Genomic DNA, 20,426 nt, shown 5'->3' with positions numbered 1-20,426 from the left:
CGGTCTGCAAGGGCCAAATTTGCCCTATGTTGGATAAAGCTGTTCAGTCGAGCGTCATTCGCCCGGTCAGTACGACGGCGGGCAGCGCACCTGCCGCTGCCCGTGCGGCGCCTGGTGTTCCGGCGTCGTTCATTGCTCCATGCATGGCTGTGACCAAAGGGCCGGGATCCTGGTTCGAAGCGAATATCCAGAACGTGTCGCGGGCTTGGAAAACCACGGCACTCCTGCCTCCGGCACCCAAAGAAACCTTTCGACGTGCCACCAGCCGGCGCTCGGGATCGGTTCCGTCGGCAGTAGTCACGGCTTTGATGGTCCCGGGGACAATCTCGGCCCAGGGGATCACCAGGCGGGTGTGTTTCTGCGAGTACTTGGCCACGATCCCGCCGTCGAGGACCAAGAGCTTCCGGAAGCTGCCCAGAAAGGTCATGGACCACAGCACCAAGCCCGTGAGCATGCTGGTGACCACAAAGAAAGCGGGATCGTTGAAGTGCCCGGCTTCCCTGGTGGAACGGATGGGGCTGACGAACTCAGCGATAGTCCCGAAGACGAAACCGACCAGCAAGCAGGGGACCAGGACGTTCCAGGAGATGCGCCGGGAAGATGCTATGTAGCGGAGCTGACCCAGCTCCGGCCCCAATTCGCGCTCAACGCGCCGAACCAGCCAATTACGGCCGCGCATCCGGACGCCGGCCATAGAGGTTGGGCAGGTTCTGACGCTCCTCGGCCGCGGCGTGTTCAGCTGCCACAACCTTGGGGTCGGGAACCGGCTGCTGGCCGCGGGCAATGCCTGAGCGACGATCAATGGCAGCGAACTTCGGGTCCCAGGTGTCGTCGCCCCCGCCGCTGAGCGCCGAAGCGATGACCATCACCACGAAGAACGGGAAGAAGGACCAGCAGATGGCGCGCCACCCGCCCAGCCAGGCTCCCGCCGTCGTGCCGTCCTTTATCCGTACGGAGCGCATGCCCGCGGCCGCGTCTCCAACGCTGCCGGCGGTGCCCCAGATCATGCCGTACACCAGGAGGCCCACGAACCACAGGACAACGTAGAGAGTCAGCCAGAATCCGTCGTTGTATCCCAGGAGAGATCCGTTGGTCATCATCGATTCACGCACCACTGCGGCGATCGCAACCAGGATCACGTAACCCACCAGGAACACCACTGCGTCCAATACGCGGCCCCAGAAGTGGGCGGTTCCGGACGCCTTGACGAAGTACGCTCCGGTGTCCGTATGGCGGCGAACGGCGCGTCCGGTGAGCGGATCGACCAAGCCGGTGGAGGTTGTGGATTTAGAAGTGCTCATGAGGGGCTTTCAGCTTGACTGCGGTGGGCGGCTTGGGATCGGGAGGTCAGGCCAGCCCGGCCAGGCCGCCCAGAATCCGGGCCAGGGAAGCTGCGGAGGTTTCCTGCAGCTCAAACGAAACGGATTCGCCAGCTACTTTGGGGGTCAGCACGTTAACACCGGAAGGGCCGGTGTAAACGGTGACCGTGGGAAATTCATCGGTATCGGAATTGAAGGCCACAACGTTGCTGGCTGCCTGGGTATCGGCCAACGCGGTGGCGGCGTGTGCCTCGAACTGGGCCTCTGTGTACACGGCAGGGTCGGTGTCCTTGGCGGCAGCCTTCTCAGGATCTACGAAGTCGGCCAGGCGCGGAACCAGCTGATCCCGGGTCACAACGGTGAAGCCGTGCAGGCCGCCTTCATCCACTTCCTCCAACAGAACACCGTCATCGTGGACGTAGCCGTAAAGCCAGCGCTTGCCGGTGGAGACGGTGCGTTCCACGGAAACAACGCTGCTTCCGCTGCGACGCAGGGTGAGGGCACCGGTGATTTCTTCGGTGGCGTGCAGTCTGGACGGTTCAGTTTCACCCTCGAAAACCACCGGATACACCAGTTCTTTAGCGAGTAGTCCGCGCAAGGCGATGGCGCACATCAGTTCCTTGCTGGCATCCTGGGCCGAAAGCCAGGGCAGGGCCACCAACTGTTCGTGCTGGACGCCGTCCAAGGCCACTACTTCTTCGTCCGTCAGCGTGGGCAGCGAGGCTCCCGTTGTGCCGGCTGAGGCCAGGACCTTGGCCGCGGCCTCAATGTCCCGCTGGGTCCATTTCATAGTGCTGGTGGTCATCCGAATATCCCTCCGACAAAGTTTCCTACTGACTTGGCGGCATTACCGACCCCGTCTGCCACCTTACTGCCTACGTCCTTGGCGAACCCTGCCACTTCCTTGGCCCCGTCCGCGATGTAGCTGCCCGGATTGCGGGCGAAGTTGCTGATGGAGTCCCAGTTATCGGCCACAAGGTTACCCAAGGCCCAAGCCCCGGCAACCAGTCCGGCACCGATCACGATCGGTGCGCCAATGGGTCCAAGCAGCGCGGCTCCACCGGCTGTCATGAGCATGATGCTGCCCACGCCACCCACAACGGACAGCCCACCTGCAACGCGGTCGCCGGTGCCGCGCCAGCCATCGTGCTCGGGGTTGATCATGTCGCTGATGCCGCCAACAATGTTCAAAGGAGCGGCCACGGCTCCGGCAATGCGCAGTCCCTTGGAGAACTTGCTGGCATCCTGGAACGCCTGGCTGTAAGGAATGTTGGCCTTGAGGTCAGTGATGACATCTGTGACCTTCTCGCCGTTGCGGAGCGCAGTCAGAGCATCGCGGACCACTGTGCCCCCGGCGCGCCAGTTGGTCAGCACTTCGCGGGTTTTGACCCATTCCGCGTGGCCCAACTTGCCGTACTTGTAGGCGGTCCATAGCTGGGCGCCCAGTTCCTTGACGCCCATTCCGGTGTCGTAGACATCCTTCAGGACGCCCACCGAAGTCCCCGAGCCGTCATTGTGGCTGGCGAACTCCTGCTGGTTGGCGTGCTTCTTCAGCTGACTCGCGTTTTCGCGCAGCATGTTGGCGGCCTTCACCAGGCTTTGCCGGTGCTGTGAATTCCAATCGCCCTTGAACACGGTGGCGTCCCGGCCTTGCCACGCCGTTGTGGAATTAATGGCGTTGGACAGTTGCGAGCTCTCCAGATTGATGGCGTCGGCAGCCTTGCCCATCACGCCGGCCAGACTGCGAAGCTGCGCGATGTCCGCGCCGTAGAACCCAGCCATGTGGAACCCCCTGTGTACATGCGTCGAAAAGTCTCGTCCCAGCCTAGGCGGAGCTGGAAGCCGCCGCGATGGGGAGACATGCCCATGTGCACAAAATCAGGACGTTAAAGTACGACGGCGGCCGGTGCAGTTCGTAGTGAACCGCACCAACCGCCGTCGAGCGTCAGGCGCAGGACGCGCGACGCAAAGCGCCCACGCGAACGGCAAAGCCCTAGTGTGCTGCCGGAACGTAGCGCTTGATGGAAGCTTCCAGCTCTGCTTCGGCGGCGGCGCGGTCGCCCCAGCCTTCAGCCTTGACCCACTTGCCCGGTTCCAGGTCCTTGTAGCGAGTGAAGAAGTGCTCGATTTCCTTGATCAGGAATTCGCTGACGTCGCTGACTTCCTGGATGTGGTCGAAACGTGCATCAACCGGGACGCAGAGGACCTTTGCATCTCCGCCGCCGTCATCGGTCATGTTGAAAACGCCGATGGGGCGGGATTCAACGATGACGCCCGGGTGCAGATCGAAGTCCTGCAGGAGCACCAGTGCGTCCAGCGGGTCGCCGTCTTCGCCCAGGGTGTTCTCGAAGAAACCGTAGTGCGTGGGGTACTGCATGGAGGTGAACAGGACGCGGTCCAGGCGGACACGGCCGGTTTCGTGGTCAACTTCGTACTTGACGCGCGATCCCTTGGGGATCTCGATGGTCACGTCGTGCTTCATGGAATGCTCCTTGACGGGTGTGGGTGGGGCGTCGCTCCGCCGAAGCGGCCGTCACGGATGACGGTGCCTCAGGCAGGCTGCTAAGCCCGGGGCTGGCGGCAGGCAAAAGGACAGCCGGTGCCGCCGACTACTATTGAGGATATAGCGAGAGGCCCGGGTTTCTTGAACCGGCGGGGACATTTCAGGACTGACAGGACCAAGCGACTGCATGAAGGGCGTTAAAAACGGGGATGCCCGCTGGAGGGGATCCGCGGCGTGGGGGCGCTTGAAATGGCCGGTGCTGTTGGCCACGATCCTGCTGTGCCTCGGTGCAGTGGTGGTGGTTGGCATGGTGCCGGGCCTGCTCAGCGTGCCGAAGCCCTCACCTTCGGTCCCAGCCTGGCAGCAGGAGCCTGACCGCCTGACCGACGCCAGCGGAGTGCTTCCCTTGAACGCCGACGCCCCTGTTCCGGTACCCGCTGAAGTTGCCCGGTTGCTTGACGCCACTCTGCAACCGGCTGGCGGCGGCAGCATCAGCGGTGTCGTGATGGACGCTTCCACCGGCCAGGTCCTTTTTGACCGCGACGCCAACGCCAACCGGATTCCGGCCTCCAACATGAAGTTGCTGACCGCGGTCGCTGCTTTGAAGGCACTCGGGCCGGAGTCCCGCTTCACCACCCGGGTACTCGCAGGCGACAATCCCTCCACAGTGGTGCTGACCGGGGGAGGGGATGTCCTGCTGGGCGCTTCCGCGTCCGATCCGTCTGCAGTCATGGGCCGCGCCGGATTGGCTTCCCTGGCCGCCGATACCGCCGCCGCCTTGGCTGACGCCGGGGTCAAGGGCCCTGTTACCGTCCAAGTGGACGACTCACTCTTCACCGGTGCGCCCCTCAACCCGGCGTGGAGCCTGGATGACGTCGCCGCCGGCGAGACCACTCCTTTGTTCTCCCTTGCGTTGAACTCCGGGCGCTATTCCGCCGACGTCCTGACGGGGCCGAGGCCGCAGGATTCCGGCGTCACTACGGCGCAGGCCTTCGCCGAGCAGTTGGCGGCGGCCGGCGTAACGGTGAGTCCCGGCGTCGAACGCGGCAAGGGCGCGCCCGCCAAGGTGCTGGCAGCTGCTGAGTCCGCCACCGTCAGCGAACAAGTGGACCTCATGCTGGAGTCCTCGGACAACTTCCTGGCCGAAGCGCTGGGGCGCATGACCGCACTGGCTTCCGGTCAAAAAGCCACGTACGACGGCGCTACTGCGGCCGTGCGGCAGAAGCTGGGAGAGTTGGGGATCACCACGGATTCGATGCAGTTGGCTGACGTCTCCGGGCTGGCCTTGGAAAACCAGGTCAGCGCCCGCCAGTTTGCCGAGGTGGTCCGTGCCATCACCAGCGGTCCTGACCTGGCGCTTCGGACGGCCCTCGATGGCTTCCCGGTAGCCGGGCTGACCGGCACCCTGGATGACAGGTACATGGACGCCAGTACCGCCGAGGGCGCCGGACTGGTCCGTGCCAAGACCGGGACGCTCAATACGGTGATCGCATTGAGTGGCTACGTTGTGGACGCCGACGGACGGCTGCTGGTGTTCTCCTTCATCGGCAACGGCCTTGAACCCGGTGCCGCCGCAAACAAGGTGGCAATGGACCGTTCAGCGTCGGTGCTCGCCTCATGCGGATGCCGGGGCTAGGTGCTCCGCGTGGAGCGAACTTAAGGGCCCACTGCCAGTCTGGTGTGGTGTGATGGACCGTATGGTGTCATCTGCCCGCGATTCGTCAGCAGGGGCCCCGTCCCTGATCAATTGGGACTTGGCCGCCTCTACGGCTGCCCGGCTTGCCCCTCCCGGTCCGGAGCTTAGCGCCGGGGAGATCGGCAAGGCGGTGGAGAACCTGCGCTTCAACGCAGATATCTCCGTCCCGCACGTCCACGACATCACCGGACTGGATGCTGCCCGGGACCTGAGGGATTCGCATGTCCTGGTGGTGGACCGTGCCTCGTGGTCCAAGGCAAATACGCAGAGTTTCTCCGTGATGCTCCAACCCGCGCTGAAGAAAATGCTGGAAAGCCGCAGCGGCGTGGCCATGACCCCCGCGGCAGCTGCTGCCAGCGGTGCCATCACAGGTACCCAGCTCGGTGCCGTTCTCGCGTTCCTTTCCAGCAAAGTCCTTGGCCAGTACGACCCCTTTGCTGCCCTGGCCCCTGACTCCAACGTTCCACCGGGCGGCAGGCTGCTGCTCGTGGCCCCGAACATCATTTCCGTGGAACGCGAGCTCAATGTCCACCCGGACGACTTCCGCCTCTGGGTCTGCCTGCATGAGCAAACGCACCGGGTGCAGTTCGCGGCCGCGCCCTGGCTCAGGCACCACATGCTGGACGAAATCGAGAAGCTCAGCGGCAACCTCCTGGGCAATATGGATTCCTTGGTGGAACGCGCCGGCGCGGTGGCCAAGTCCCTGCGCGACCGCAACCCCTCCGAGAAAGCCCCGGGCCGCGGCGCCATCCTGGATCTCTTGCAGAACCCCGAGGAGAAAGCGTCCCTCTCCCACATCACGGCCGTCATGAGCCTGCTTGAGGGGCATGCCAACGTGGTGATGGACGCCGTGGATTCGAGCATCGTTCCGTCTGTGAAGACCATCCGCCAGCGCTTCAATGAGCGCGGCAAGGACCGCGGTGTGGTGGAGAAGTTCATCCGCAACCTCCTGGGCCTGGATGCCAAGATGCGCCAGTACACCGATGGCGCCAAGTTCGTGCGCGAAGTGGTTGCCGTAGCGGGCATGGAGGGCTTCAACAAGGTCTGGGAAGCCGCCGAATACCTCCCCACCGAAGAAGAGATCCACAACTCCAAGCTGTGGCTTGAGCGGATGGGGCTTTGAGCGTTCCCTCCGGTTCCGCCGTCGGGTCCACCGGTAAGGGTCGACGCCGGCCCGGGCGTTTGGCTCCCGTCGTAGGCAAGGCACGGAAGCAGTTGCAGAACGCCCTGGCCTCCGCGGGCTACCCACAGCGTGTGCTTGTAGCCTGCAGTGGGGGGCCGGATTCCTTGGCGCTCGCAGCCATAGCCGCCTACTTTGGCAGGCGCGGGCACGTTGATGGACATCCAGTAGCCGTTGCCGGCGTGGTGGTGGATCACCAGCTGCAGCCCGGCTCCGCAGAGGTAGCATCCGGGACTGCCGCTGTTTTGCGTGAGCTCGGACTGTCGCCGGTCGAAGTGCGCGCCGTGGAGGTTGCGGCCACAGGGTTTGGTCCCGAAGCCGCTGCAAGGGACGCCCGTCATTCCGCATTGGAGTCCGCTGCAGATGACCTCGAATGTGAGGCGATCCTGCTGGGACACACCTTGGACGATCAGGCCGAACAGGTCCTCCTGGGCCTGGCCCGCGGCTCCGGAACACGGTCCCTGGCTGGAATGAGGCCCGCCCGCGGACGCCTGCTCCGCCCTTTCCTGGGCCTGCGCCGCGACGAGACCCTCGAAATCTGCGAGGTGGAGGAGCTGGATCCTTGGCACGACCCCAGCAACGCCGATCCTGTCTTCGCGAGATCCCGGACCCGAGTGGAAGTCATGCCCGTCCTGGAAGATAAACTCGGCCCGGGTGTGGCTGAGTCGCTCGCCCGAACCGCCGCAATCCTGCAACAGGACGCCGATTTCCTTGAGGACCTGGCCAACGAGACCTATCTCTCACTTGTCCAGAGGGAAGACGGCGATGCCTGGCTCCCGGAAGATGCCGTCCGTGAGTTGCCTGCAGCGCTCAGGTTTCGCGTGATCGCGAAGGCAGCGGCCGACGTCGGGGGTCAACAACCCGGCTACGGGCGCCTCCAAGCCGCGGAAGCGTTGCTCCGCCGCCAGGGTTCGGCCGGACCCGTGGAGCTTCCCGGTCACGTCAGTGTGTACCGTTTGTCCCTTAGCGATTTGGAGCAGGAACGGGCTGTTCCCACACGTGCTTCGACCACCGGTGCAGCGGGTGACCCTGCCGACGCCGGTCCCCGCGAAGCCGCGCGCTGTGGGAAGCTAGTATTCCGGCATCAGAAACCGTCCCAACAGTAGCCGCACCCGAGCATCAAAACAGGAGCCATTGGTGGATTCAAACGACGTCCAGGCAGATCTCAAGCACGTTCTTTACACCAAAGAGCAGATCCAAACGCGTATCGCGGAACTCGCGGCGCAGATCGACAAGGACTACGAGGGCCGCGATATCTTGGTCGTCGGCGTCCTCAAGGGCGCCGTCATGGTCATGGCGGACCTTGCCCGTGCGCTGCACAGCCACGTGAGCATGGACTGGATGGCTGTCTCGTCCTACGGCTCGGGCACCCAGTCCTCCGGCGTTGTCCGGATCCTCAAGGACCTCGATACCGACCTCATGGGCAAAGATGTGCTCATTGTTGAGGACATCATCGATTCCGGGCTGACCCTTTCCTGGCTGAAGTCCAACCTCGAGTCCCGCGGCACGGCCAGCGTCGAGATCTGCACGGCTTTCCGCAAGCCGACCGCTGCCAAGGTGGAAATCGACGTCAAGTACGTCGGTTATGACATCCCCAACGAATTCGTGGTTGGCTACGGCCTCGACTACGCCGAGAAGTACCGCAACCTGGACTTCGTGGGCACCCTGGCCCCGCACGTCTACGAGTAAGCGCCCTTCCGCTTCTACGCCGCATACTTTTCGCCGTCCGTACCTGTAAGCCCCTGGTGCGGTGTCGGGAACGGGTGCGGCGTTGGCGTTTTAAGGGGTGCCCTGCCGAAGGGCCCGGAGCTAGACTGAACCATGACCGGTGCCCCTGCCCGTCTACTGGCGGGTTTCGCCGTCTTGGCGAGCCTCCTCACGGCCTGCACACCTGTGGCCGATCCCAGCCAGACTGCTACCGGCCAACCGAGCGCGGTTTCTACCACCCTGCCAACCGCGGCCCCGTCGCTGGCTCCCTCGCAAACCGCCGAGGCTGCGCCACCGCCTCCAGCACCGGCGCCACCGCCTGTGCCCGAGGCATATACGCTCAACCTTTATCAAGAGGGCGACTTCGTGCCGCAGTACACCTTCGACTGGTGCGTGGCAGCAAGCATCCAGATGGCACACAATCTCGTCGACGACACAGGAGGCGCTTCCTGGGCCGGGTCGGCGCAACAGGGCGAGCTGTGGGACATGGCCCGGGCGCGATCGTCCAACGCCTTCAACGGTGCAAACCCCCGCGGTTGGGCCCAGGTGTTGATCGAAGTGGGTATGGGCCCCTACACGGTAGTCAGTATCGCCAGCTACGAGGACACGCTGCAGACTGCGGCGCGCGCTCTGGCCGAGACCGGCCGGCCGGTGGGGCTGGTCATGTGGAGTGGCCGCCATGCCTGGGTCATGAGCGGCTTTGAGTCGATGGGTGATCCCGCCCTGTTCCCCGAATTCCAAGTCACCGGAGTCCACGTTCTTGATCCGCTCTACCCCTACGGCAGCGGACAATGGGGTCCATCCCCGGCGCCCAACAGCCTCCTCACCCCGGAGCAGTTGGCTACACAGTTCGTGGTCCGTGAGCCGCGGCGCTGGAGCACCGACCTGCCTACGGGCTATCTCCTGGTGCTCCCAGTGGCGGCCTGACGCATCGCAACAGCAAAAACCCTGTTCCAGCGCTCCCGACGCGAGTATCCTGTGTACGCCCAGAGGGAACTTTTGGACTTTCCGGTGCGTGAATTACTGGGAACGGTGTATAGCTTGAAACTGAAGCAGCACCACTCGCGCGCAGAAGTTGCGCCTTGCAGCACTACCAGGAGGGACGGGGCAAAACCCCGATCAGATGAAAGCTAAGAGTTTCTTCAAGGGCCCGGGCATCTGGATTGTTGTCGTCGTTGGCTTGCTCCTGGTGGCATTCGCAACACTGGCTCCGGGCGGTTCCACGCGCATTGACACCAAAGATGGCCTCGAACTCCTTTCCCAAAGCGGGAAGGTTGAGCAGGCCAAGATTTTCGACGCCGAGAATCGCGTTGACTTGGTGCTCAAGGACAACCTGAACCTGGACGGCCAGGACAAAGGCAAGAACGTTCAGTTCTTCTACGTCACGGACCGCGGTCCGGATGTGGTGAAAGCTGTCACCAACTCCAACCCGGACAAGGGCTTCACTGACCAGCCGGTCGAGAACAACTGGTTCTCCGGCCTGTTCTCGCTTCTCATCCCAGTGCTGCTGCTCGGTGTCCTGTTCTGGTTCCTGCTTTCCCGCATGCAGGGCGGCGGTTCCAAGGTGATGCAGTTCGGCAAGTCCAAGGCCAAGCTGGTCAATAAGGACATGCCGCAGGTGACCTTCTCTGATGTCGCAGGTGCGGACGAAGCTGTAGAGGAACTCCAGGAAATCAAGGAATTCCTCCAGGAACCCGCAAAGTTCCAAGCCGTGGGCGCCAAGATCCCCAAGGGCGTGCTCCTTTATGGCCCTCCAGGTACCGGTAAGACGCTGCTTGCCCGTGCCGTTGCCGGCGAAGCCGGAGTTCCCTTCTTCTCCATTTCCGGCTCGGACTTCGTTGAAATGTTCGTCGGTGTTGGTGCTTCCCGTGTCCGCGACCTTTTCGAACAGGCCAAGGCAAGTTCCCCGGCCATCATCTTCGTGGACGAAATCGACGCCGTGGGCCGTCACCGTGGCGCCGGTATCGGCGGCGGTAACGATGAGCGCGAGCAGACTTTGAACCAGCTCCTCGTGGAGATGGATGGCTTCGACGTCAAGACCAACGTCATCCTCATCGCCGCAACCAACCGCCCGGACGTCCTGGATCCCGCATTGCTGCGCCCGGGACGTTTCGACCGCCAGATCACCGTGGAAGCCCCGGACATGATCGGCCGCGAACAAATCCTCAACGTCCACGCCAAGGGCAAGCCCATGGCTCAGGGCATCGACCTCAAGGCCGTAGCCAAGAAGACCCCCGGCTACACCGGTGCTGACCTGGCCAACGTCCTGAATGAGGCCGCACTGCTGACCGCGCGTTCCAACGCCAACCTTATTGACGACCGCGCGCTGGACGAGGCAATCGACCGCGTCATGGCCGGCCCGCAGAAGCGCAGCCGCGTCATGAAGGAACTTGAGCGCAAGATCACCGCGTACCACGAAGGCGGCCACGCACTCGTTGCTGCCGCACTGCGTAACTCCGCCCCGGTCACCAAGATCACCATCCTTCCCCGCGGGCGTGCTCTCGGCTACACCATGGTGATCCCTGAGGATGACAAGTACTCGATCACCCGCAACGAACTGCTGGACCAGATGGCCTACGCCATGGGCGGGCGCGTTGCGGAGGAAATCGTGTTCCACGATCCCTCTACGGGAGCCTCCAACGACATCGAAAAAGCCACTTCCACAGCCCGGAAGATGGTCACGCAGTACGGCATGAGCGAACGCGTCGGCGCTGTGAAGCTGGGCCAGGGTGGCGGCGAGCCGTTCCTCGGCCGCGACGCCGCGCAGGAGCGCAACTTTTCGGACCAGATCGCGTACGTCGTGGACGAGGAAGTGCGTCGTCTGATTGACCAGGCTCACGATGAGGCGTACGCCATCCTCACCGAGAACCGGGACGTTTTGGACCGTCTGGCACTGGAACTGCTGGAACGGGAAACCCTGAACCAGCAGGAGATCGCGGAAATCTTCCACGACATCCGGAAGCGCGATTTCCGCGAGATCTGGCTGTCCAAGGAATCGCGTCCGGTCCAGTCGATCCCGCCGGTGGAAAGCCGCGCCGAAAAGGCTGAGCGCCAAGCCCAGGAGGAGGCCAAGAAGGCCCGCTTGGACGAGCCGCTGGACGTCGTTGCTCCGCATGCCCAAGGAGTAAGCAGCCAGGATTCGTTCCAGGCCCCGCGACCCGACGGCGGCAACGACTCCACGCATCACGGCTAAGCTATCTGCCGTGACTCATTTCGACGACGACGACGACCTCGCCGCCGCCCACGGTTCCGCCGCGGGCTCCAAGCACGGCCATAAAGTAGACCGCCCGCGAATTGAAGCGGCTGTCCGCGAGATTCTTCTTGCCATTGGTGAAGACCCTGACCGCGGCGGCCTCCTGGACACGCCCAAGCGCGTGGCCAAGGCCTACGCCGAAGTTTTTGCCGGGCTCCACCAGCACCCGGCAGATGTCCTGTCCACTACGTTTGACCTCGATCATGAAGAGCTTGTCCTTGTGAAGGACATCCCCTTCTACTCAACGTGCGAACACCATTTGGTTCCGTTCCACGGCGTCGCGCATGTCGGTTATATTCCGTCACATGACGGCAAGGTGACCGGGCTCAGCAAGCTGGCCAGGTTGGTGGACATCTATGCGCGGCGGCCCCAGGTGCAGGAACGCCTCACTACCCAGATCGTGGAGGCGCTCGTGAAGCACCTCAACCCGCGTGGTGCGATTGTCGTCGTCGAATGCGAACACATGTGTATGTCCATGCGTGGCATCCGCAAGCCCGGCGCGAAGACCGTCACCAGTGCGGTGCGCGGTCAACTCCATGACCCGGCCACCCGCGCCGAGGCCATGAGCCTCATACTCGGAAGGTAAGCATTTATGGACTCCCTCGCTGCAGCACCCGGAACCGGCCCGGCCACAAGCCCGCTGCCGGTTCTCCGCAAGCCGCGGCCCGCGGCCAGGTTCGAGGACCTGCCAACGGACCGCACGCTGGTCATGGGAATCCTCAACGTCACCCCGGATTCCTTCAGCGACGGCGGCACCCACCGGACGCCGGACACAGCCATCGCTCTTGGCCTGCGTATGTTCTACGCCGGCGCGGACATCATCGACGTCGGAGGCGAATCCACGCGCTCAGGCGCAGAACCGGTTTCCCCCGAGGAAGAACAGCGCCGGGTCATTCCGGTGATCCAGGCATTGGTCAAAGCCGGTGCGCTGGTCAGCATCGACACGATGCACACGTCCACTGCCGCCGCAGCGGTAGAGGCCGGAGCCGCCATCATCAATGATGTGTCCGGCCTGACCATCGAGCCGGACATGCCCGAGCTCGTAGCCCGCACCAAGGTTCCGTACATCCTCACGCACCGCCGCGGGGACGCCCTGACCATGGACAGCCTCACGGACTACAACAACGTCACCGAGGATGTCGTGGCTGAGCTCAGTGGAGTCCGCGACAAGCTCTACGCAGCGGGCGTGGCCCCTGAGCAGATCATCATCGATCCCGGCGTAGGGTTCTCCAAGAACGAGGACCAGAACTGGGAGATCCTCAAGAACCTGGACCGGCTTTTCACGCTGGGCCACAAGGTGATGGTGGCTGCTTCCCGCAAGCGGTTCCTCGGCTCGCTCCTGACTGTGTCCGGGAAGTCGGCCGCGCCTTTGGAACGCGATGCCGCTACTGCAGCCATCACCACTCTGAGCGCCACCAAGGGCGCCTGGGCTGTCCGCGTCCACGACGTCGGCCCCAGCCTTGACGCCGTCAAGGTCGCCGCCCGTATCGCCCGCTGATAGGAAACGCTGTGGACAGGATCACGCTGACCGGCGTCACCGCCGTCGGTTATCACGGAGTGTTCGATTTCGAGCGCCGTGACGGCCAGCCTTTTGTTGTGGACGCCGTGCTGCACACTGACTTCACCAAGGCTGCCGAGACTGATGACCTGCAGTACACAGCCCATTACGGCGAAGTTGCTGAACTGATCACCAAGCACATCGAGGGTGAGCCCCTGAACCTGATCGAGGCCTTGGCTGTCAGGATTGCTGAGGGCATCCTGGCAAACTACAGCGTGGCCGCCGTCGATGTCACCATCCATAAGCCCAAGGCTCCCATCGAGGTGCCCTTCGGCGACGTCACGGTCAGCGTCCATCGGGAGCGATCATGACGTCCGGCTATACCAAGGCCATCCTGGCGCTTGGCAGCAACCTGGGCGAACGCAACGACACCCTTTCCACGGCTGTGGCGGCCCTGGTGGACCCTCCCGAGGTACGGCTCCTGGGCGTTTCTCCTGTGGTGCAGACCAAGGCAGTCGGCGGTCCGGAAGGACAGCCGGACTTCCTGAACATGATTATGGCCATCGAAACCACGTTGTCGCCGTTGGAGCTCTTGAAGCACTGCCACGAGGTTGAGCAGCAGCACCACCGCACCCGTGAGGTGCGCTGGGGGCCGAGGACGCTGGACGTTGACATTATTGTGTTTGGCGACACCGTCAGTGACGACCCCATCCTCACTATTCCGCACCCCCGGGCTGCTGAGCGCGCTTTTGTGCTTTACCCGTGGTCCCTGCTGGAACCCCACGCGCAGTTGAACGGGCAGAGCGTTGCCGATCTGGCTGCCGTCGCCGCTGATATGCCGGACATCCGGCGTTTCGATGGCTATGGCGACGTCGCCGGAGTGCCCGCGACGGGAGCGGTGGAGTAGCCATGAAAGCAATGCGCCCCGTGGTTCTGGTGCTCATCGCAGTCATCGCTGCCGTCATCGGGTGGTTGGCCACTGCCACCACCAACCGCTTCAGCATGCCCACGCCTGTTCTGCCGGTGTCTGCACTGGTGACCATGGGCGTCATCGTCGGGCTGACGCTCATTATGGGCGTCCGTGTCCTGCGCTGGCGCAACGGCAAGAAGAAGAACATGCTCAACCCGATTCTGGCAGCCAGGACACTGATCCTGGCCCAGGCCTGCGCCTATGCGGGGACGCTGCTCCTCGGCTGGCATGCGGGGATCGCGGTGGATCTTCTCCGGATCGGGGGTTTGCGCGGTGGCGAAGGAATCCTGTGGAATGCCGTGCTGATGGGCGGCGGTGGCGTGGTGATGGTGGTCGTCGGGCTCGTGGTGGAACGCTTCTGCCGGATCCCTCCCGAAGATCTTGAAGGTGGCACCGCCGGACCGGAAACCCGCCGTGGCGAAACTAAAGGTGAAGGCGAATATGCGTACCGAGGCGATTGATCCTCCCGGCGTTCAGTGGCTGCGGGTTTCCCCGAAGTACGTCACGGTTCGCTTGGTGGAGTGGGCAATCGGCAACGTCTTGATGCTGGCGGTTCTCAGTTTGCCGCTCATTTTCGTGCTTCTGGGCTGGTGGCGTTGGCCGCCGTTGTGGCTTGCCATCACAGTTCCCGCCGTGATGCTGGTGCTGGCGTTGTGGCGGCTGGTGCTGATCCCGCGGCAGGTACGCGCCATCGGATACGCGGAACGCAACGACGACCTCCTCATCCGCCGCGGCATCTTCTTCCAGCGCACCATGGTGGTTCCGTACGGCCGCATGCAGTACGTGGACGTTGCTGTTGGGCCCGTTGAGCGTGGACTGGGACTTTGCACCTTGAAGCTGCACACGGCGTCCGCCGGAACCAACGCGCACCTGCCTGGACTCCCCGCCGAGGAAGGCGCACGGTTGCGCGAACAGCTTTCGGCCCGTGGAGAAGCCAGGCTGGCCGGGCTGTGAGCCCGGCGGACAGTGCGGCCGTGAGCCTCCCGGACAAACCCGAAGCAACGGTCGAAAACGACTGGAAGCGTGTCCATCCAGCGTCACCGTTCGTTCGCGGCTGGGTGGCGCTTGCCGCCGTCGGATTCTTCTTTGGCCGCGACGCCTTCGAGCGGATGCTGCAGGGCAGGGATTTCCTGGACCCCAACCTTAACGGCCGGGTGCCGTGGCTTTTGGCCGGCGGCGCCGTGGTGCTGCTGCTGACGGTTGGCGGGTTCATCCTCAGCTGGTACTTCACTCGCTACCAGGTTGCTGGGGGGTATGTCCGGGTCAACACCGGCTTCCTGTTCAAGCAGCAACGGCAGGCACGCTTGGACCGCGTTCAGGCCATCGACATTGTGCAGCCGCTTTTGGCCCGGATTTTCGGGCTTGCTGAACTCAAGTTTGAAGTGGCCGACGCCGGCGAGTCGGCAGTGCGGTTGGCTTACCTCCCGCTCGACCAAGCCAAGCAGTTGCGGGCCACCATCCTGGCGCGGGCTGCCGGCGTGGTCATCGAGTCCGGGACGACGGAAGAAATTCCCGAGGCTCCCGAGCATGTGGTGCTGTCCGTGCCTCCGGCGCGGCTCATCGGTTCGCTGCTGCTGAGCGAGCAAACCATCGGAATTCTGATCGGTGCTGCAGTAGTCATCGCCACCTCGGTCATCTTCGAAAACAATGCCATCTTCCTGGCCCTGATTCCCGGCATCCTGGGTATAGGTGCCGCTTATTGGAGTTCGTTCAACAAGGGCTACAACTTCACCGCTGCAATCTCTCCGGATGGCATCCGCCTTCGCTATGGCCTCCTGGATACCCAGGCCCAGACGGTGCCGCCGGGACGTATCCAGGCGCTCATGGTCACCCAGCCGCCCATTTGGAGGATCTTCGGCTGGTACCGGATGCACGTCAACGTCGCAGGCTACGGGGTTTCTGCCAGCTCTGAGGGTGCTGCCCGCACCATGCTTCTCCCTGTTGGATTGAAGTCTGATGTCATGCGGATGATGTCATTGGTGCTGCCCGATCCGGGAATTGAGGATCCGGAACGGGTATTCACGGCGGGGCTGGACGGGTTGGCGCCGGCCGGGCCTGAATCCGCCCCGAACGATGGTTTCATCACCACCCCGCGCCGGGCACGCCTTCTGGCGCCGCTTGGCCGGCGGCGCAACGGATTCTTCGCCACCCGCACTGCTTTGCTGATCCGATCCGGTCGGTGGTGGCATACCCTGGTCCTCGTTCCACACCAGCGGACGCAATCAATGGCACTCCATCAGGGCCCGTTGGCCCGGCGTTTCGGCGTGGCTGATCTGGTCCTTCACACCACGGCCGGACCGGTTTCGCCCCGGGTGTTCCAGGCGGGAGTGGAGCAGGCAGTGGAGCTCTTCGACCAGCAGGCAGCCCGTGCCCGGGAGGCAAGGAAGCGGCAGACCAGCGAGCAATGGCTGGCACAGGTAGCCCCGCAGGCGCCGGAAGTCGCGGCCGCGGCCAGGCCCAAAGACGGGTCCCTGCCGGAAGAACCGGCCCCGCTGGAACGGCCGGAACAACCCCAAACTTCACCGCAACAGGAGGACCGCCACGATGGCTAGGCCAGGACGACTCGGAGTCGGGATCATCGGCGCCGGCAAGGTGGGTGCCGTGCTGGGTGCCGCATTGCGCGCGGCCGAGCACGCCGTCGTCGGGGTTTCTGCCGTGTCCGAGGCGAGCCGCGAGCGGGCCGAGACCCTGCTGCCTGGTGTTCCCATCCTTGAAATCCAGGACATCGTGGAGCGGTCGGAACTGGTGCTCTTGGCAGTTCCTGACGACGCTCTTGGCGAGCTCGTGGCGGGACTGGCCAAGCTGGGCGCCTGGCAGCCCGGCCAATTGGTGGCGCATACGTCAGGACGGTTCGGCGTCGGAATCCTCAATCCGGTCCGCGCGGCCGGGGCGATCCCGCTGGCACTGCACCCGGCCATGACTTTCACCGGCATGAGCCTGGACCTGACCCGGCTCATGGACTGCACCTTCGGTGTCACCGCGGATGCGGCCATGCTGCCGATCGCCCAAGCGTTGGTTGTGGAGATGGGTGCCGAACCGGTGGCTATTGCCGAAGCCGACCGCACGCTTTATCACGCGTCCCTCGCGCACAGCTCGAACCACATGGTGACCTTGGTGGCGCAGGCGTCGCAGATGCTGCGGGAGATCGGCGTCGAAGCCCCGGAGTCCATGCTCGGTCCGCTGCTTCGCGCGACGCTTGAAAACGCCCTCGCCTCCGGCGAGGCGGCGCTGACTGGTCCCGTTGCGCGCGGGGATGTGGGTACCGTTTCGGCGCACGCGCAAGCGCTGAAGGAATACGACGGCGGTGCAGGCGGCGACGTCCTCGCGGCCTACCAGGCTATGGCGCAGGCTACCGCCCGCCGGGCAGTGAACCGCGGACTGCTGCGCCCGGAACAACTGAATGAGATTGACGAGGCTTTGGGCGCCGAACCCAAGGCGCCGGAAGGAAACTGAACAGCATGGCCATCAAACTCGTGACCACTACGGCGGAACTGCGCGCCGAGAGTGCCCGACTCCTCGCTGCCAAGGGCGGAAACTCACAGGGGCTGGTGCCCACGATGGGTGCTTTGCACTCGGGCCACGCTGCGTTGGCGCGCACCGCTGTGGCGGAGAACGACGTCGTTGTGGCCACCATCTTCGTGAACCCGCTGCAGTTCGGCGAAGCCGTGGACCTCGACCGCTACCCGCGAACACTCGACGCGGACATGGCCTTGCTTGATGCCGAAGGTGTTGACTTGGTCTTCGCCCCGTCCGTGGAAGAGGTATATCCCGGCGGCCAGCCCTTGGTGCGGGTGACATCCGGCCCGCTGGGGGAGAAGTGGGAAGGCGCCTCGCGTCCTGGGCACTTCGACGGCGCCCTCACCGTAGTGGCCAAGCTGCTGCACTACGGACTCCCCGGAGGTGCTGCAGCGGACGGCACGACGGCGGCCTACCGGGCCTACTTTGGCCAGAAGGATGCGCAGCAGTTGGCCTTGGTGAAGCGGATGGTCGCGGACCTGAACTTCCCCGTGGAGATTGTTCCCGTGCCCATCGTTCGCAGTGAGGACGGCTTGGCGCTCTCGAGCCGCAACCGGTTCCTTTCAGATGGGGAGCGCGAAGCCGCGTTGGTGCTGTCGCGGGCTTTGCGCCTTCTTGAGGACCGTGCAAACGCGAACGAACCGCTCGACCTTGATTCCGCCGTCGCGCTGGTCGAATCCCAGCCGCTGGTGGAACTGGACTATTTCGACGTCGTGGATCCCCTCACCCTGGAGCCTCTCGCAGAAAACTGCAAGGAGACGCCGTTCCGCGGCGAAGGCCTGGCGATCATCGCAGCCAAGGTGGGTCCCGTGCGCCTCATCGACAACGTTCCGTTGTTCTCCTAACGTTTGGAATTTTCCTGCTGACGGGAATTGGATAGGCGCTTAGACTGTTCTAGTCTTCACCGGCATCGATCGCCGGACACCAAAACCAAACCTTGGGGAACCCTCATGTCTACCGACGTCACGTCCGACGCCAACGGCAAGCCCGAATCCGGCGCTTCCGGTGCCGTTACCTCCGTAGAGACAGCGCACTCGCAGGCGCCGGTGTCGGGGAAAATGTCACGCGAATCCGTGACTGTCATTGTCACGTTGCTGGTGGCTACGTTCGTGGTGATCCTTAACGAGACCATCATGAACGTCGCCCTGCAGCGCCTCATGACGGATCTTCAGGTGAGTGCTTCCACTGTTCAGTGGTTGGCCACCGGATTCATGCTGACCATGGCCGTCGTCATCCCCACCACCGGTTTCATCCTGCAGAGGATGAGCACGCGCGGGGCATTCATGCTTGCCATGGGACTTTTCAGCGGAGGAACGTTGCTGGCCGCACTGGCGCCAGGGTTCCTGGTGCTGCTGCTGGCACGCATCGTCCAAGCTGGTGGTACGGCCATCATGCTGCCACTGCTGATGACCACCATCCTCACGTTGGTGCCGATGTCCAAGCGCGGTGCCGTCATGGGCAACGTCAGCATTGCAATTTCCGTTGCACCTGCCATGGGACCCACCGTTTCCGGCATCATCCTGGACAACTTCTCATGGCGCTTCATGTTCGTGTTCGTCCTCCCGGTAGCCTTGGCGGCCTTCGCGATTGGTGCGAAGTACCTGACCAACGTGGGGGAGCGCGAGAAGACCACCCTTGACGTCGCATCCGTGATCCTCACCGTGCCGGCCTTCGGTGGCTTGGTTTACGGCCTGAGCCAGATCGGTGGGGCCGACGCCGGAGTTGTTCCGGTCATCGCCCTGATTGTTGGGGTCCTTTGCCTGGCCCTGTTTGTCTTCCGGCAGCTCAAGCTCCAGAAGTCCGACTCCCCGCTGCTGGACCTGCGCGCCTTCAAGTTCCGAATGTTCACGGTCTCCACGCTGCTGATGGTCGTCGCCATGATGGCTTTGTTCGGCGGCGTGATCCTGCTGCCGCTGTACCTGCAGAACACATTGCACCTGGAGCCTTTGGAGACCGGATTGGCGTTGCTGCCCGGTGGCTTGGCCATGGGTCTGTTGGGTCCGGTTATCGGCAGGATCTTCGACAAGGTGGGTCCCTTGCCGCTGACCGTGTCCGGCTCGGTGCTGATGGTCCTGACCCTCTGGCAGTTCTCCCGGCTTGACGAGGGCAGCGCGCTCGGCTGGGTAATTGCACTTCACGTCACTCTGAGCCTCGGACTGGCACTGCTGTTTACCCCCGCCTTCACAACGGGCCTGAACCCGCTGCCGCCGCACCTCTACTCCCATGGATCGGCGATCATCAGCACCGCGCAGCAGGTTTCAGGCGCAGCCGGCACCGCGCTGCTCGTGTCCATCTACGCAGTAGTCTCTGCTTCGTCCGGCCTGGTGGCCGGCATGCAGGCAGCATTTCTGGCCGCGACTGTCATTGCCGTTGCTGCGGTAGTCCTTGGCGCCATGATGCGCAAGACCGAAGGCGCCGGAGGCCACGGGGGTCACTGACCTTCTGTTTGGGTGGAGCCCCCGCCTCCTCCTGCCGACGCTCTCTCATCTTTTCGTCGTTTTCGGGCCTCGCTCTCTCGCCTATCCGCTGGATTTGAACAACGCTCTCTCACTTTGCTGGGGGAGCGTTGTTGCTTTTAAGGGTTGAGTGTCGGCTGCATAGTTCGGTTGAGGGCTCGACGGCGGTGGTTGGCGTTTGGGGTTGGGCTTGGATTTGGGGGCGTTGGCCGGGGTTCGCAGGTGTGATGGGCTTCACTTGGCGCGTTTTGGGGTGGTTGATGCCTTTTTGGGCGTGTTTTCCGTGTGTTTGCGGGGTTTTGGGGTGGTGTTGGGGTGGATTTGGTGT

Annotated in this window: 21 protein-coding genes; 16 read left to right on the top strand and 5 right to left on the bottom strand. The window is 63.6% G+C overall.

Annotated features, from left to right (window positions below):
* Positions 1-43 precede the first annotated feature (43 nt).
* From GVL04_RS04155 to GVL04_RS04135, 5 genes are all read right to left on the bottom strand, one after another.
* Complete coding sequence (locus GVL04_RS04155; RefSeq protein ID WP_159700017.1) at positions 44-679, bottom strand: hypothetical protein; 636 nt, start codon at positions 677-679, stop codon at positions 44-46.
* Positions 666-1,301 carry an RDD family protein gene (locus GVL04_RS04150; RefSeq protein WP_159700014.1) on the bottom strand — a complete coding sequence of 212 codons (636 nt, stop codon included), beginning with the start codon at positions 1,299-1,301 and terminating at the stop codon, positions 666-668. Before GVL04_RS04150 ends, GVL04_RS04155 begins: the two co-directional genes overlap by 14 nt.
* A gap of 46 nt (positions 1,302-1,347) precedes the next feature.
* Entirely contained in the window at positions 1,348-2,124 is a 777-nt protein-coding gene (locus GVL04_RS04145; protein WP_159700011.1) for a hypothetical protein, read from the bottom strand.
* Positions 2,121-3,101 carry a hypothetical protein gene (locus tag GVL04_RS04140; RefSeq protein WP_159700008.1) on the bottom strand — a complete coding sequence of 327 codons (981 nt, stop codon included), beginning with the start codon at positions 3,099-3,101 and terminating at the stop codon, positions 2,121-2,123. Before GVL04_RS04140 ends, GVL04_RS04145 begins: the two co-directional genes overlap by 4 nt.
* A gap of 211 nt (positions 3,102-3,312) precedes the next feature.
* On the bottom strand, positions 3,313-3,801 hold the full coding sequence (locus tag GVL04_RS04135; protein ID WP_024818962.1) for an inorganic diphosphatase: 489 nt from the start codon (positions 3,799-3,801) through the stop codon (positions 3,313-3,315).
* A gap of 208 nt (positions 3,802-4,009) precedes the next feature.
* On the opposite strand from GVL04_RS04135, the gene dacB reads away from it, so the two are divergent.
* From dacB to GVL04_RS04055, 16 genes are all read left to right on the top strand, one after another.
* Positions 4,010-5,458 carry a D-alanyl-D-alanine carboxypeptidase/D-alanyl-D-alanine-endopeptidase gene (gene dacB, locus GVL04_RS04130; RefSeq protein ID WP_159700005.1) on the top strand — a complete coding sequence of 483 codons (1,449 nt, stop codon included), beginning with the start codon at positions 4,010-4,012 and terminating at the stop codon, positions 5,456-5,458.
* 61 nt (positions 5,459-5,519) lie between these two features.
* Positions 5,520-6,641: a zinc-dependent metalloprotease gene (locus GVL04_RS04125; RefSeq protein WP_159700605.1), complete on the top strand. Its 1,122-nt coding sequence runs from the start codon at positions 5,520-5,522 to the stop codon at positions 6,639-6,641.
* 92 nt (positions 6,642-6,733) lie between these two features.
* A complete protein-coding gene (tilS, locus tag GVL04_RS04120; RefSeq protein WP_159700602.1) occupies positions 6,734-7,804 on the top strand; it encodes a tRNA lysidine(34) synthetase TilS in 1,071 nt (356 codons plus the stop codon).
* A gap of 31 nt (positions 7,805-7,835) precedes the next feature.
* On the top strand, positions 7,836-8,387 hold the full coding sequence (gene hpt, locus GVL04_RS04115) for a hypoxanthine phosphoribosyltransferase (protein ID WP_026540856.1): 552 nt from the start codon (positions 7,836-7,838) through the stop codon (positions 8,385-8,387).
* A 132-nt stretch (positions 8,388-8,519) separates the two neighbouring features.
* On the top strand, positions 8,520-9,332 hold the full coding sequence (locus GVL04_RS04110) for a hypothetical protein (protein WP_159700002.1): 813 nt from the start codon (positions 8,520-8,522) through the stop codon (positions 9,330-9,332).
* Positions 9,333-9,528: 196 nt separating this feature from the next.
* Positions 9,529-11,598, top strand: coding sequence for an ATP-dependent zinc metalloprotease FtsH (gene ftsH, locus GVL04_RS04105; protein WP_159699999.1), 2,070 nt, complete (start codon positions 9,529-9,531; stop codon positions 11,596-11,598).
* Between the two features lie 10 nt (positions 11,599-11,608).
* Positions 11,609-12,244, top strand: a complete 636-nt coding sequence (gene folE, locus GVL04_RS04100) for a GTP cyclohydrolase I FolE (RefSeq protein ID WP_026005412.1) — start codon at positions 11,609-11,611, stop codon at positions 12,242-12,244.
* Between the two features lie 6 nt (positions 12,245-12,250).
* Positions 12,251-13,156, top strand: coding sequence for a dihydropteroate synthase (folP, locus tag GVL04_RS04095; protein WP_159699996.1), 906 nt, complete (start codon positions 12,251-12,253; stop codon positions 13,154-13,156).
* A gap of 11 nt (positions 13,157-13,167) precedes the next feature.
* Entirely contained in the window at positions 13,168-13,527 is a 360-nt protein-coding gene (gene folB / locus GVL04_RS04090; protein WP_159699993.1) for a dihydroneopterin aldolase, read from the top strand.
* Entirely contained in the window at positions 13,524-14,063 is a 540-nt protein-coding gene (gene folK / locus GVL04_RS04085) for a 2-amino-4-hydroxy-6-hydroxymethyldihydropteridine diphosphokinase (RefSeq protein ID WP_159699990.1), read from the top strand. Before folB ends, folK begins: the two co-directional genes overlap by 4 nt.
* Before the next feature lie 2 nt (positions 14,064-14,065).
* Entirely contained in the window at positions 14,066-14,587 is a 522-nt protein-coding gene (locus GVL04_RS04080; protein WP_159699987.1) for a DUF3180 domain-containing protein, read from the top strand.
* Positions 14,568-15,080, top strand: coding sequence for a PH domain-containing protein (locus GVL04_RS04075; RefSeq protein WP_159699984.1), 513 nt, complete (start codon positions 14,568-14,570; stop codon positions 15,078-15,080). Before GVL04_RS04080 ends, GVL04_RS04075 begins: the two co-directional genes overlap by 20 nt.
* The gene (locus GVL04_RS04070; protein WP_159699981.1) at positions 15,077-16,678 is read left to right on the top strand and encodes a PH domain-containing protein; all 1,602 of its coding nucleotides are present in this window, start codon (positions 15,077-15,079) and stop codon (positions 16,676-16,678) included. Before GVL04_RS04075 ends, GVL04_RS04070 begins: the two co-directional genes overlap by 4 nt.
* Positions 16,671-17,579 (top strand): Rossmann-like and DUF2520 domain-containing protein, encoded by a 909-nt coding sequence (locus GVL04_RS04065; RefSeq protein WP_159699978.1) that lies wholly within the window; start codon positions 16,671-16,673, stop codon positions 17,577-17,579. The genes GVL04_RS04070 and GVL04_RS04065 overlap by 8 nt, the downstream gene beginning before the upstream one ends.
* 5 nt (positions 17,580-17,584) lie before the next feature.
* Positions 17,585-18,487, top strand: coding sequence for a pantoate--beta-alanine ligase (gene panC / locus GVL04_RS04060; RefSeq protein WP_159699975.1), 903 nt, complete (start codon positions 17,585-17,587; stop codon positions 18,485-18,487).
* A gap of 105 nt (positions 18,488-18,592) precedes the next feature.
* Positions 18,593-20,080, top strand: coding sequence for a DHA2 family efflux MFS transporter permease subunit (locus GVL04_RS04055; protein ID WP_159699972.1), 1,488 nt, complete (start codon positions 18,593-18,595; stop codon positions 20,078-20,080).
* Positions 20,081-20,426: the final 346 nt, after the last annotated feature.

Origin of the sequence: Arthrobacter sp. 18067 (assembly GCF_902706295.1) — a bacterium.
Lineage (GTDB): Bacteria > Actinomycetota > Actinomycetes > Actinomycetales > Micrococcaceae > Arthrobacter.
The sequence above is the reverse complement of the archived record's forward strand: the minus strand, read 5'-3'. Positions and strand labels throughout refer to the sequence as shown.